The organism is Marinomonas atlantica, assembly GCF_001639725.1.
Lineage (GTDB): Bacteria > Pseudomonadota > Gammaproteobacteria > Pseudomonadales > Marinomonadaceae > Marinomonas > Marinomonas atlantica.
In genome coordinates this window covers 375,839-389,157 of record NZ_LTAW01000003.1, presented here as the reverse complement: position 1 = coordinate 389,157, position 13,319 = coordinate 375,839, and the positions used below count along the sequence as shown (strand labels likewise).

The 13,319-nt window shown below is 43.7% G+C and carries 14 protein-coding genes; 9 read left to right on the top strand and 5 right to left on the bottom strand.

What is annotated here, in order from left to right; all coding sequences use genetic code 11:
• The first annotated feature begins 154 nt into the window (after positions 1 to 154).
• The 3 genes from AYW75_RS06965 to AYW75_RS06955 all read left to right on the top strand — a co-directional run bounded on the left by AYW75_RS06965 (position 155) and on the right by AYW75_RS06955 (position 3,109).
• Positions 155 to 1,558: an aspartate ammonia-lyase gene (locus tag AYW75_RS06965; protein WP_067097362.1), complete on the top strand. Its 1,404-nt coding sequence runs from the start codon at positions 155 to 157 to the stop codon at positions 1,556 to 1,558.
• 16 nt (positions 1,559 to 1,574) lie between these two features.
• A complete protein-coding gene (locus AYW75_RS06960) occupies positions 1,575 to 2,594 on the top strand; it encodes an asparaginase (protein ID WP_067097360.1) in 1,020 nt (339 codons plus the stop codon).
• Between the two features lie 116 nt (positions 2,595 to 2,710).
• Positions 2,711 to 3,109 (top strand): DUF2721 domain-containing protein, encoded by a 399-nt coding sequence (locus AYW75_RS06955; RefSeq protein WP_067097357.1) that lies wholly within the window; start codon positions 2,711 to 2,713, stop codon positions 3,107 to 3,109.
• Positions 3,110 to 3,113: 4 nt separating this feature from the next.
• Here AYW75_RS06955 and AYW75_RS06950 read toward each other — a convergent pair whose 3' ends face one another.
• From AYW75_RS06950 to AYW75_RS06940, 3 genes are read right to left on the bottom strand one after another with little or no spacing between them, the layout of a single operon-like run.
• Positions 3,114 to 3,317, bottom strand: a complete 204-nt coding sequence (locus AYW75_RS06950) for a CPXCG motif-containing cysteine-rich protein (protein ID WP_067097696.1) — start codon at positions 3,315 to 3,317, stop codon at positions 3,114 to 3,116.
• Positions 3,318 to 3,340: 23 nt separating this feature from the next.
• Positions 3,341 to 3,688, bottom strand: a complete 348-nt coding sequence (locus AYW75_RS06945) for a VOC family protein (RefSeq protein ID WP_067097355.1) — start codon at positions 3,686 to 3,688, stop codon at positions 3,341 to 3,343.
• Positions 3,689 to 3,701: 13 nt separating this feature from the next.
• Positions 3,702 to 4,586 carry a DMT family transporter gene (locus AYW75_RS06940; RefSeq protein ID WP_067097353.1) on the bottom strand — a complete coding sequence of 295 codons (885 nt, stop codon included), beginning with the start codon at positions 4,584 to 4,586 and terminating at the stop codon, positions 3,702 to 3,704.
• A 173-nt stretch (positions 4,587 to 4,759) separates the two neighbouring features.
• On the opposite strand from AYW75_RS06940, the gene AYW75_RS06935 reads away from it, so the two are divergent.
• Positions 4,760 to 5,158, top strand: coding sequence for a GtrA family protein (locus AYW75_RS06935; RefSeq protein ID WP_067097350.1), 399 nt, complete (start codon positions 4,760 to 4,762; stop codon positions 5,156 to 5,158).
• A 4-nt stretch (positions 5,159 to 5,162) separates the two neighbouring features.
• Here the strand turns inward: AYW75_RS06935 and AYW75_RS06930 are convergent, their stop codons facing one another.
• Positions 5,163 to 6,197 carry a pirin family protein gene (locus tag AYW75_RS06930; protein WP_067097348.1) on the bottom strand — a complete coding sequence of 345 codons (1,035 nt, stop codon included), beginning with the start codon at positions 6,195 to 6,197 and terminating at the stop codon, positions 5,163 to 5,165.
• 235 nt (positions 6,198 to 6,432) lie between these two features.
• On the opposite strand from AYW75_RS06930, the gene AYW75_RS06925 reads away from it, so the two are divergent.
• The 4 genes from AYW75_RS06925 to AYW75_RS06910 all read left to right on the top strand — a co-directional run bounded on the left by AYW75_RS06925 (position 6,433) and on the right by AYW75_RS06910 (position 11,853).
• Entirely contained in the window at positions 6,433 to 8,004 is a 1,572-nt protein-coding gene (locus tag AYW75_RS06925) for a methyl-accepting chemotaxis protein (RefSeq protein ID WP_156490822.1), read from the top strand.
• Positions 8,005 to 8,217: 213 nt separating this feature from the next.
• Positions 8,218 to 9,504, top strand: coding sequence for a 2-hydroxycarboxylate transporter family protein (locus AYW75_RS06920; protein WP_067097345.1), 1,287 nt, complete (start codon positions 8,218 to 8,220; stop codon positions 9,502 to 9,504).
• A 67-nt stretch (positions 9,505 to 9,571) separates the two neighbouring features.
• Positions 9,572 to 11,179 (top strand): sensor histidine kinase, encoded by a 1,608-nt coding sequence (locus tag AYW75_RS06915; RefSeq protein ID WP_082856428.1) that lies wholly within the window; start codon positions 9,572 to 9,574, stop codon positions 11,177 to 11,179.
• Positions 11,176 to 11,853 carry a response regulator gene (locus AYW75_RS06910; protein ID WP_082856427.1) on the top strand — a complete coding sequence of 226 codons (678 nt, stop codon included), beginning with the start codon at positions 11,176 to 11,178 and terminating at the stop codon, positions 11,851 to 11,853. The genes AYW75_RS06915 and AYW75_RS06910 overlap by 4 nt, the downstream gene beginning before the upstream one ends.
• Here AYW75_RS06910 and AYW75_RS06905 read toward each other — a convergent pair.
• Positions 11,825 to 12,700: a DMT family transporter gene (locus AYW75_RS06905; RefSeq protein ID WP_067097342.1), complete on the bottom strand. Its 876-nt coding sequence runs from the start codon at positions 12,698 to 12,700 to the stop codon at positions 11,825 to 11,827. The genes AYW75_RS06910 and AYW75_RS06905 overlap by 29 nt on opposite strands.
• 130 nt (positions 12,701 to 12,830) lie before the next feature.
• Between AYW75_RS06905 and AYW75_RS06900 the strand changes: the two genes are divergently transcribed.
• On the top strand, positions 12,831 to 13,319 hold the full coding sequence (locus AYW75_RS06900) for a MarR family winged helix-turn-helix transcriptional regulator (RefSeq protein ID WP_067097339.1): 489 nt from the start codon (positions 12,831 to 12,833) through the stop codon (positions 13,317 to 13,319).

Here is a 13,319-nt window from a genome sequence, read left to right as displayed (position 1 = left end):
CAATAGTATGTATCTTAATGACCGTTTTTATAGATCTATTGCAGATTTTGATCTTAAAAACTTACTTAAACGAATTGCTCAGTAAAGCTCACTCTTTCACCTTTGATGTGCAGTGTATTACCAATACGCTGCACATCTTTTTTAGGATGCTGTCATGAATACTCGTTCTGAATACGATTTATTAGGTAATTTAGATGTGCCAGCAGAGGCCTATTATGGCATTCAAACTCTGCGTGCATCACAAAACTTTTCCATTACCGGCGTACCGATTTCTCACTTTCCGGAATTAATCAAAGCTTTGGCCATGGTTAAAGCGGCCGCCGCCCGCACCAACCAAGAGTTTAATCGGCTTGATGATGAAAAAGCCGATGCCATTGTATATGCTTGCCAAGATCTCATTAATGGCCAACACCATGATCAATTCATTGTCGACGTGATTCAAGGGGGCGCGGGCACATCGACTAATATGAACGCCAATGAAGTCATTGCTAACATCGCACTGAGCAAGTTGGGGCACAACTTAGGTGAGTATCAATACCTTCACCCTAACGACCACGTTAACCAGTCCCAATCAACGAATGATGCCTACCCTACCGCTGCTTGCCTAGGTATACAGTTTGCTGCCGACAACTTCATTCCAGCACTTACATCATTAAAAGATGCATTGGAAGAAAAAGGTAAAGCGTTTGCTCACGTTTTAAAAATGGGCCGAACTCAACTTCAAGATGCGGTACCCATGACCTTAGGTCAAGAGTTTGACGCTTTTGCTGTCACTCTTGGCGAGGACATTGACCGTATTCATGAAGCTTGTGCCTTGCTATGTGAGGTAAATTTAGGTGGTACTGCCATTGGCACTGGAATTAATACTCCAGAAGGCTTTTCCAAAAACGCCATTGAAAAGCTTGCTATCATCTCGAAAAAACCACTCATACCTGCTTCTAACTTAGTTGAAGCAACCTCAGATATGGGGGCATTTGTATTCTTCTCTGGTATCTTAAAACGTTTAGCAATTAAACTAAGTAAAGTAAGTAATGATTTACGCCTATTATCAAGTGGTCCTCGCACTGGTTTTGGTGAAATCAAACTTCCTGAGATGCAACCCGGTTCATCGATCATGCCAGGTAAAGTAAACCCTGTAATCCCTGAAGCCATGAACCAAACAGCTTATCAAGTTATTGCATCCGACTTAGCCGTTAGCCTTGCTGCAGAAGCGGGACAGCTTCAGCTAAACGCGATGGAGCCAATGATTGTCTATAATTTATTAAATTCTTTAAAGATGCTAAAGCAAGCATGTGAGATGCTCGAAACTAAATGTATTCGTGGTATTCAAGCAAATGAAGACGCTTGTTTAGCTCATGTGGAGAATAGCATTGGTATCGTAACGGCTTTGGTACCACATATCGGTTATGCGAACACTTCACGCATTGCACGTCGCGCATTGCTAAGCAATGCGACTATAAAATCGCTTATTCTAGAAGAACAGCTGCTAACTGAAACTGAGCTTAATGAGCTATTGAAGCCCGAAAGAATGATCGCTCCTACTCAAGTACAAAGTTGATCATCAAGGAGATAACGTGACACAGAAACTTCTTATCATTTATACCGGCGGCACCATCGGCATGGCAAAAACTGAGCAGGGATTAGCCCCTGCAGCGGGCCTTGAAGGTCGCATTCAAGCCAGCCTCGGCGAAAGTCTGAACGATTTACCCGCGTTCGATGTGATCGAGCTCTGCCCATTGATAGACAGCTCAAATATCACGACGTCGAATTGGAGTGAAATTTTCGACACCTTACAAGGTAACTGGGCTCACTACGCAGGGTTCATTGTGCTTCACGGCACAGATACGTTAGCCTATACCGCAGCGGCTCTGTCTTATATGCTCGGAGCTTGCGATAAAAACGTCATCATAACGGGCTCACAGATTCCATTAGGTATGAGCCGAAGTGATGGTGTAAGCAACCTTGAAGCCGCGATGTCTATTGCAATAGAACCCAGCTTTGGAACCGCCACGGTCTTGTTCCATCATTCTTTGATGCAAGGTAGCCGGGTGACAAAGTTCAGCAGCCATAACTTCGCTGCATTTCAGTCATTTAATGCTGAGCCTTTAGCGAAGCTATCCATTCACAAGCAATTCGACAGAGTTAAATTAAATGATGGCAACACTTGTACGCCGCCACCACGTCACTATGAATTCAAAGCAGACAGTGTTGGTGTATTAGTATTGCACCCCAGTTTGCCATCAAGTGCCTATCAAGGCTTTTTAAAAGACGATCAATGCAAAGCCGTTATCATGCAAACCTATGGTGCAGGGAACATTGCTGATTCCAATCAAAACCTGGTCGCCTTTCTAGAAACTATGCAGCAGCAAAACAAACTTGTTATCAACGTCACTCAATGTGCCCATGGCGGTACGTCACAAGGTACTTACGCTGCGGGTTCTCTATTAAGTCGCTTGTCGATATTGGACGGTAAGGACATCACCTTGGAAGGGGCATTTACAAAGGTACATTGGTTACTTGCCCAAGGGCTGTCATTCGAAGATATTCAAAAGCAATGGAATACACCCCTTGCAGGCGAATTCACCCTTGCTTAAATCATGAACAAAACGGTCATAAGCAGCCACTACCTTAAAAATGAGCACCTCTGACTGTATAATTCTTTACCAACGAGGATGATTTAGTCCTCCATTGGTTCTTTTGGAAGGTGCTTATGACAATTTCACTCACCACACCAGCGATGCTGTTCCCTGCCGTGTCGCTACTACTCCTTGCTTACACAAATCGCTTCGTCACACTCGCATCATTGATTCGCAATTTTGATCCAGAACACAGTACCGAAGGTACCCAACAACAGATCGCTAATTTGCGGAAGCGAATTTATTTAATTCGTCGTATGCAGGAAGCAGGTGTGATTAGCTTTTGTTTATGCGTCGTCTCAATGATGGCACTGTACTGGAAATATGATACGGCTGGAGGTTATATTTTTGCTGCCAGCCTAGCCTGCCTACTCTATTCTTTGTTTTTATCGGTTCGAGAAATCAATATATCTTGTGACGCGCTTGATGTTCATCTACAGAATTTTAAGAAAGCCGACAATAAAAAGAAATAGACTTCTAAAATGACAGCGTGTCATTCTCTGAGCAGACCATGAGAGTCTGCTCACCATTGATACTGATATCAACACGAAATACAATCGGCCGACAGCACACTTGGCAATCTTCTGTGTATTCATAACTTTCGTCTATGAATTCAACCACTACTTCAATGGTTTCACCGCAATAAGGGCAATCTATCAGTTCGTTGGACAATATATTCAACGTGTCTTCTCCATTTGAGAGGATTATTTTGACCAAACCGCCCATTCATTACCGCTTGGATCGAGGAAATGAAAACGTCGCCCACCGGGGAACTCAAAAATAGGCTGCTCGATCGTTCCGCCATGGGATTCGACACGCGCCAAAGTCTGAGCCAAATCATTGCTGTATAGTACGACCAAGGCTGCGCCACTTTGTGGTCTAGAGGCAAACTCTGCACGAAAAAAACCACCGTCCAAGCCTGAGTTTGAAAAGGCACTGTAATCGGGGCCAAAATCTTCGAATACCCAATCAAAAACCTTTTCAAAAAAAGTTTTACTGGCCTCTAAATGCTGAGCTGGAAGCTCTACATAGTTAATATGATTTGATTGCACCTACACTACCTCTTTAAATAGTTGCCATGGTAACTAACACCACACTTCCCAAAATCATCACACCTCCAAACCATTGTTGAGAAGTAATACGCTCATTAAAGCGACGTTTCGAAAGATACAATGTACCTAAAATCTCTGCTTGCCCAAGTGTTTTCACTAAGGCAGGATTTACTAAAGCAAAACCCGTGAACCAACCTATCGACCCTAATGAGCTCAATATACCCACTTTACAGCTTAATTTTACAGAGCGGTTTATGGGGGCATTTAAATCTTTCATTAACACAATTTGAATCGTACATAAGATCACTGACTGTAAAGCTAGAACATACCAGAGCGTCGCGCCAGCACTGGTAATAATTGAACCCTCTAAAGAGTGACTGGCAAGTGATGCAGTGACCGACGTTATCGCAAAACAGAAACCACTTCCTAACCCCGCAATCAGAGACAGATCCTTATGCGCATGACGCAGATTTTCTAAGCGAATACTCATAACTAATGCGCCAAATACCCCCAACACAATCCCCATCCACGCCATAAAGCTCAGTGAATGATGAAGCAACGGGATACCAATCAGTGCGGCCAATACGGCTTCCGTTTTGGCCAACAACGTGCCAAGCGCAAAGCTCCCTGATTGAAAGACTCTTAGCATTAGATAGGTTGCAAACACCTGAGCAATTGCGCATACAGTAGCGTAGCCTACAAATTGCCACGCTAGAGGAAATGAAATACTGCCCAAAGCAAACCAACAAACGAATAAATACAACGTCACCAATGGTAAGCCATACAACGATCGCGCCATGGTTGCATGTAAAAACCCCTGCTCTTGGGACAATGTTTTTTGATGCGCGGTGCGCATTGCTTGGCAAGCTGCCGCAAATAAAGTGACAAAGATCCACATGTCGAAGTATTCTTCCCAATCTTTAATGTATTAGTGTCAAGAATGCTATCTATCTTATTATTTGTAAAAGGAATAATAAGAATTCTATAGATAACTAACCGGAATACAAATACATCAATTAAAAGGCTTTTAAGCTTTTTCATACACCTCTAATCGTTAAGTGATCAACTGTTGTGAAAAAACAATTTATTAAATTTGGTATCGTAGGAAGTGTCGGCTTCCTAGTCGATGCGTGCGTACTGTGGTTTTGCTCCCATTGGTTGCCCTATCCAACTGCTAGAGCCATTTCCTTTTGGGTGGCCGTGACCTCGAACTGGTGGTTTAACCGCATCTTTACTTTTCAGGACGCCACTCATCTAGAAAAACCGCATCAGCAATGGGGGAAGTTTTTCTTAGCATCTTTAATCGGCTTTATCCCAAATTGGGGGATTTTTGTATACGCAATGTGGTTAGGAGAACAGCTGGAACTTTCTCATTATGCGGTATTCCCTTATGTTGCGATGGTTCCGGGCGTCCTTGCCGGTATGTTAGTTAACTTTTCCCTGTCCAAGTTTTGGGTATTCAAAGCATAACGTTTTACTCAGGCGTTTCTATACGACCATCAGCATATTTTGCGAAGCGGCCAGCGCCATCTCCATGGGTCTGGTCGCTATCTGGCCAAGACCAACCACCAAATTGCGTGTTCTGGAAATCAAAGAACGCTTGCTGCAACTCTTGTCGAGTATTCATTACGAAAGGGCCGTGCTGCTGAACAGGTTCATCAATTGGACGTCCCTGAAGCAACAAGAAGCGAGCCTTCTCTGTCCCTGTATTTTTAAGAGCAATCGCTGCATCGCTGACCAACGTAAAGGCTTCTTTGATAGCGATAGATTCATCGTCTAGCTCGCCAGTTTGTCCTTCAAAGAAATACAGCGTACGACTTAAGTCAGCAGCAGCGGCAGGTAATACCCAATGAGCTTGTGGATCAAGATCTATAATCCAAATAGCCACGTCATTATTGGCCTCTCCGGCCCATGAGTCGGGTGGCGGCGTCAAGGCAGACTTAATCTCGCCACTTGGTAAGCGGTAATCCCCTGCCACCACCTTTACTTGTGCTTTATTGCCTTGCTCATCAGTCACATCGATGACTGGTGTTTGCTCATTCCAAAGCATAGCAAAGTGGGGCTCCACCATTTTGCTTTTGGCCGGTAAATTTAACCAAATTTGGAACAGCTCGATTGGATTTGGCTTGTCTTCGTAGACTAAAGGGAACATTTCAGAATGCTGCACACCTTTCCCAGCGGTCATCCATTGCGTATCACCTTCGCCATAGCGCCCTGCTGCGCCCATAGAGTCGGCATGATCAACAAAGCCTTCATTCACAATAGTCACGGTTTCAAAACCACGATGTGGGTGAGCGGGAAAGCCAGGTACTTTACTACCGTGATACATACGCCAGCCATTGATACCAGCGAAGTCTTGTCCAATTTGACGGCCAGATAATGAGGCAGCAGGGCCAAGCTGACCATTCCCTTTTGGAAAATCATCGTTGTGAAAAGCGCAAAATAGAAATGGATCAAAGGTAGGCCAAAACATTTCCAACTTTAATCTCTGCTTTATGGAAGCTGACATGGTAATTCCTTATCAAGTAAACGTATTTTTATAAGACTATCCCAAGCTCCCCTAAGATTCGACACTCTACACGCGACTTCCATACTCTATGAATTATGTTCCAAATCAAGCATACGCTAAATTTCTTATGTTAGCGTTTAGATAAGACTTTCGTCTTAAGCGCTATGTAATGTGTTGACCGCCATAAAGAAACTAAGAAAGACTACCAAAAAAATAATAGACTGGAGAGTACCTCATGGTACGTATTTGGATAACAACATTTATTATGGCAGGTGTTTCGATTGCTGCGTTTTTGTATGCAAACATTCCTATGTGGTACGCCGTTGGCACGACACTTATATGCGCTCTGAACGGCATTATTGCAATACTAAGTCATCAGCGTTACTTTAAAGATCAATTCGCTTCCTCCACTCAACTTAGTACTTCTTCTGTTGGCCATTCAGGAAAAATTGCGTCATCAGTCTCCGCAACCGCCTCACAAATGGCTATTGGTTCCGCAGAAGTATCTTTTGCTGTAGACAGCTTGACGCACAATATTCAAGAAGTAGAGCGACACAGCCAGCAGATTTCAGAGGCAACATCAGATCTGAGTAATAACGGCGAGCAACTCGCAAATCATATTGTGACGGTAAACAGTACGATGGAGCAAACAGCTGTGGCTGCATCGCAATCAGAGCACCAATTAAGAGAAGGTGCTGAGCGTGTTGTGGCACTCACTAACGCCGTTAACAGTGCTTCCGAACAGCTTGAGCGACTGAAACAAAGTGCAGATGATATTGAAACCATTACTGATGTGATCAAAGGCGTCTCAGAGCAAACTAATCTACTGGCCCTCAATGCCGCAATTGAAGCCGCTCGTGCGGGCGAACAAGGACGTGGCTTTGCCGTGGTAGCAGACGAAGTACGGACCTTAGCTGCAAAAAGTGCCGACGCCTCACAACAAATTGCAGACATGCTGAATGAAGTACGTGAAAATACACTTAGAACACGTGATGACATGGCTAATGTTACTGAGCAAAGCCAACATTTAGAAGCTGAGTTGAGCGAAGTCACCGACACATTTTTAGGCATCACTCAAGATGTCAGAACCGCATCGGAGTCAATGGAAGAAATCAAACAGTCGAGCCTTGGCTTTCAATCCACTAGCCTGCAAATCAACAAGTCCATTGATGACATCAGTGCTTCGCTAGCGACTCTGTCACGTCGCAGTGAAGAGCTTTCCAACCAAGCTGGCTCATTAAGTCAGGGAACCGAAAGCGTATTCTTAGCCTTAGATGGCATTCCTCATGACAACTTTTTTAGCACCACACTTGAAGAAGGCAGGGCTGCAGCAAAGCAAATTGGCGCACTTTTTGAGTCTTGGATTAAAGATGGAAAATTGAATCAAGATGAGTTGTTTTCTGAACACTACCAACCCATAACAAATACCAATCCGACTAAGTTCTCGACCAACTACGATCAACTGACAGACCAGTATCTACCTAACATTCAAGAACCTATCCTCGATCGAAACACTCATATCCTCTATGCGGGTGCAGTCGATCGAAAAGGTTATTTTCCCACACACAACCGTCGCTATTGCCAACCATTAACCGGTGATTACGAAAGAGACTTAGTAAACAACCGTACAAAACGTATCTTTGATGACCCAACAGGGCGTCGTTGCGGCAGTCACACTGATGCTTTTCTAATGCAAACCTACAAGCGTGATACCGGCGATATTTTGCATGATTTATCGATCCCGATTTACGTCAATGGCAAGCACTGGGGCGGCTTCCGTATTGGCTTCAAAGCACAGTACAATTAGTCCTTAGCGGTATATGGCAAACTGCCATCAGGCATCATACTTATCAAAAGCATAAAGGCGATATAACGAACGCTGTACCACCTTTATGCTTTATCTTGCTTACAAAAGTTTCAATTCCACCTTTTACTTTCTTTAGTAATTACAGACTTTTGTCTTTCCGTAAGATTGGTAGACTGCGCTCTAATAATAAACACAATATAGAGAGTATCTTCCATGATTAATAACGAAGCATTACCTTCGAACGACCAACGCGAGGTTAAAATCGTCCTTCTAATCGCGGCATTCGTGATTCTACTGGCAACATTTTTTAACCAACTTCCTGGTGGTATGATCGGCGCATTAGGTGCCATGGTCATTGTTGGTTATATTCTAAATTACCTTGGTGATCGAACACCTATCATCAATCAGTTCTTTGGTGGTGGTGCAATCGTTGTCATATTTGGCTCCTCTTACCTATTCCATTCGGGGTTCCTTTCGGGTGAGATTGAACAACAAATCACCACATTTACGAAAAGTGGTGGTTTCCTATCATTCTATGTTGCTAGCCTTGTGACAGGCTCTATTTTAGGAATGAGCACGGAAACTCTTAAGAAAGCAGCTCTAAAATATATTCCGGTTATTTTAGGGGCGGTGTCAATTTCCTTCTTATTTGCAGGCGTTATTGGCTTATTCTTTGGCAAAAACTTATTTGAATCACTGATGCTAATTGCCTTGCCTATCATGGGTGGCGGCATGGGTGCGGGCGCTGTACCTCTGGTCGAGATCATGTCTGGTCGTACCGGTATGGACACTTCTACTTTAATGTCTCAAATGGTTCCAGCGCTCGCCATTGGTAATGCCATTGCTATCGTGATCGCTGGCTTGCTTAACAAAGTCGGTCAACTCAAACCTAGCTGGACAGGTAACGGTGAGTTAATTCGTGGCGATGCTCCAGACTTGGAAGACAAATCAGGTACTGCCGACATATTAGATGTTAAGAAGCTTGGTATGGGTGCTCTGATCGCTATCAGTATGTTCTTCTTAGGTACATTGCTGTCGAATATCATCAGCATGCACACCTACGCACTAATGATCCTTTCAATTGCGCTTATCAAAGTGTCTGGTTTAATGCCTGAAAGACTCGAAAAAGCCGCGCATGCTTGGTACACCTTTGTGGTTGGCAACTTAACACCAGCTCTGCTTGTCGGCATCGGTGTGGCCTATACCGATCTAAATCAAATCATTGATGCGTTAACGCCGATGTACTTCGCTATGGTTTTTGCAACGGTACTTGGCGCGGCCATTGGTGCAGGTTTAGTGGGTCGTATCATGGGATTCTACCCTATTGAATCAGCCATTACTGGCGGCCTATGTATGGCAAACATGGGTGGCACTGGGGATGTTGCAGTACTCGCAGCAAGTAAACGTATGCAGTTAATGCCATTTGCTCAGATCTCATCCCGTATTGGTGGAGCTTTTATGCTGATTCTGGCTACCTTTGCCATTCAATTATTAGCGTAGTTAAGATTATTCCAAGGGTTCTCTAGGAGGACCCTTTCTCCTCCTCTATACTGTTAGGTATTCGCCCATGACCGCTAATACCATGACTCTTAAATCTTATTTAACGGCTATCATCCTTACAACCATCACGCTGATCATTGCCGTATCCGGCGCGCTGTTGGTATTCGTCACCAAGCAAACCTATTTAGATGGCATTAGTCAGCGTGGTATCGAGTTAGCCAAAGTCGTCGCAAGTGATCCTCGCATCATCGAAGCTGTTAAGCGCTCCAATCAAGGTATCAATCAATCACTGCAAGACTATATTGAAACAATCCGCGCAAAAACTGACGCGTCTTATATTGTCATAACTAACCAACAGGCCATTCGTTTAAGTCACCCGCTAACCCAACGTGTCGGAAAGCGTTTCCAAGGGAACGATATCTATCCGACCTTAGAAAAAGGCCTCACCCGTACCACTGTTGCTACCGGGACGCTTGGATCAGCCATCCGTAACTTTGCACCTATTATTGAAAACAAACAGGTGATCGGAGCGGTGAGTATTGGCTACTTAGAGCAGTCAGTAACGGACTTATTGTTTAATTATTATCTCGAAGCCATGCTTTGGTTGGGATTTATTTACATAGCCGCAATCCTGCTAACGCTGTCACTATTAAGTAAACTAAAGCGTACTTTTTTAGACTATGAGCCAGAAGAAATCGTACAGCGTTTTAAAGAACACAGTTTATTACTTGGCAGCATCAGAGAAGGCATTATCGCCATCGACCGACACCATAAAGTGACAGCTATCAATGATGCAGCATGCTATTGGTTAGCACCAGATCAAGACCATCATAAGCTCATCGGTTTACCTTTAAATGAGTTATCACAAACACTTGCTTTGCTCATTGTCGATACATTAAACCATCGCAGCAAACACTCCGTAACGTTAGGCCGACATGATTTCGCTGTATCCTTATACCCGATACAAATTGAAGCCACGCACTCCGGCTATTTGATCGTCCTTAACCATGAACAGGACATGTCTGAGCTTGAACAAGAGCTTTCCCGCACATCAGCCTATGCTAATCAACTCCGATCTAAAACACATGAACACAACAACAAGCTCAATGTAATTTCTGGGCTATTGCAGGCAGGTAAAACGCAATCTGCAATAGATTATTTACAACAAGAAAGTGATCATCATCAAAATCTACTGGGCGCGCTAGTAAGAAGTATTGAGAACAGCTCTGTCGCTGGCATGTTATTAGCGAAATACAATAACGCAGTTGAACGACACATTGATTTCTCACTAGACGAAGATAGCCAACTTAAAAATTACTCTCAAGCGGCCAACGATGATTTAGTCTCACTAATTGGCAACCTTATTAACAATGCCTGTGATGCGGCACTTGGCTCGCTTGAATCAAAATCCCGAGTTAGTATTTTTATCAGTGATAGGACAAATTTTCTGATGATTACCGTAGAAGACAGTGGTCAAGGTGTCGATGACAACATCGCACAATGTATCTATGATTTAGGCGTCAGCAGTAAACAAAATGCACCTGAACACGGTATTGGTCTTTATTTAGCAAGTCGTATTGTGAGCCGATATAATGGTACCTTAGACTGGGAACGCAGTGAGAACCAAACCACAGTATTCAGTGTCTACCTAGATAAACGAGAACTAGAACAATGACTCAATATTCCGTTTTGATCGTAGAAGACGATCCACAAGCAAGCTATACATTAGAACAAGCAGTTAATAAGCACCCTCTCTTTAAGGTCATCGCAGCAGCGGAGTCTGTTTCTGAAACACATGAATATTTAAAGCAGCAACCAGATGTTATTTTGCTCGACATTACGTTGCCTGATGGTGACGGCATGAGTTTATTAAGAGAAATACGCCAGCAAAATATCGGCACTTCCGTCATCATGACTACTGCTGAACGAGAGTCTAGTATGGTCGCTCAAGCGATTCAATTCGGCGTAATTGACTACCTTGTAAAACCTCTGCGACTTTCTCGAGTCCATCAAGCTCTTAATGACTTTATTGCTTTTCAAGCAAAACTCGAGGACTCGGAGCAAATCGATCAGCTTCAGATTGATGACCTGATGCGTAAAAGTAATATAGCAAGCAAGAGTCGTAAAACACCAAAAGGTATCGACACCACAACACTTGCAACCATGGTTGAGCACATTAAACAACATCAGGCACCGTTTTCAGCCCAAGAAATTGGCGACGCATTAGAGCTAAGCCGAATCACTGCTCGCCGCTATCTAGAGTATTTAGAAGAACAAGGCATGGTCAGCATGAGCCTTAATTACAATACCGGCGGCCGCCCTAAACAGCTTTATCATATTGTCGGCTAGCCGCGCTTTTCCACCATGGATACTTTACTCGCATATTCGCCAATAACAACGAGCCAATGATGAGTACAACACCGCTCCATTGCAGAAGATCCAACGACTCGTCCAACATTAACATACCTAATCCTACAGCAACGATTGGATTAAGCAGGGACAGCATACCAAAAGCATTTGGCCCGACTTGCTTTATTGCGTTGACGGCAATTAAATAGCCTAGTGCAGTATTCAAGATCACCAACCAAATTAATCCTGGTAGCTCTTTCGCGCCGACAGGCATGGGTACCCCCTCAAAGAACCACGCAACCGGCACCAAAAGCACACCAGCCATTAGCAATTGCCACGTCGCCACCCCTAATATATCGGATACCTGCCAATGCTTAGTCAATAAGCTGGCAATCGCGACAAACAGTACCGCAGCTAAAGCACAAGCCACACCGATGGGGTCAAGGTCTGCTGAAGGGTTCAACAAAAGAATCACCCCAGCCAAACCAACCATAGCACTGACGGTCGCTTTGAACTGCGGACGCTTCCCTTGTACCAACCACTGAATAATAATGAGCATCAAGGGTAAGGTAGCGCCCAATGTACCTACTACACCACCAGGCAAACGATAAGCCGCCGTCATCAGCAAGATAAAGAATAAACCAATATTAAAAAAGCCTAAAATAAATACCTTACATAAAGGCATATAAGGTAAGCGACGAACAAAGAAAAACAGAAAAAAACCCGCTCCCAAAGCACGCCAGACAGCCACCCAAAGTGGTGTCATATCCGTTAAAAACAAGCCAACTGCAGCATAGGTACTACCCCACAAAATTGGCGCTAACGCAGCGAGTAAAAATGAATACATACAGCCTCACATAAAGTCTTATCTTTTAAAAAAGATACTTTTATGAAAGATATTGTCATGACACCTACAAATCAAGTATCTTTTGTAAAAGATACTTTTTTGCAATGCATTTCCACAGTTTGAGAGAAATATGTCTGATCACGTAGAAAAGCTTTTACAACAATGGGGTGATGTTCGGCCCGACCTAGACTGCAGTCCGATGGGCATCATAGGTCGAATTAGCCGGATGGAGAAATTCATGTCGCCTTCAGTAGAGGCCGTTATAAATTCACATGGCATGAGTCGTATTGAATTCGATTTAATGGCGACACTACGTCGAGCAAATGGACCCCTTACTCCAACAGAACTTTATAAAACTACTATGCTTTCGTCTGGTGCCGTTTCTAGTAAGTTAGATAAACTCGTCGATCGAGCTTGGGTAGAGCGTCTAGTCAATGAAGAAGATCGCCGAAGCTGCCGAGTCATTCTGACTGAGAAAGGAATTGGAGTTATTGATCCTGCAGTTGAAGACCATGTTTGCAACCAAAAAAAACTCCTCGAAAGTTTAACCTTCGAGGAGCAACAGATTTTAGGAAACCTACTTGCCAAGTGGCTTGGCGAATATGAACGTCAACGTTAA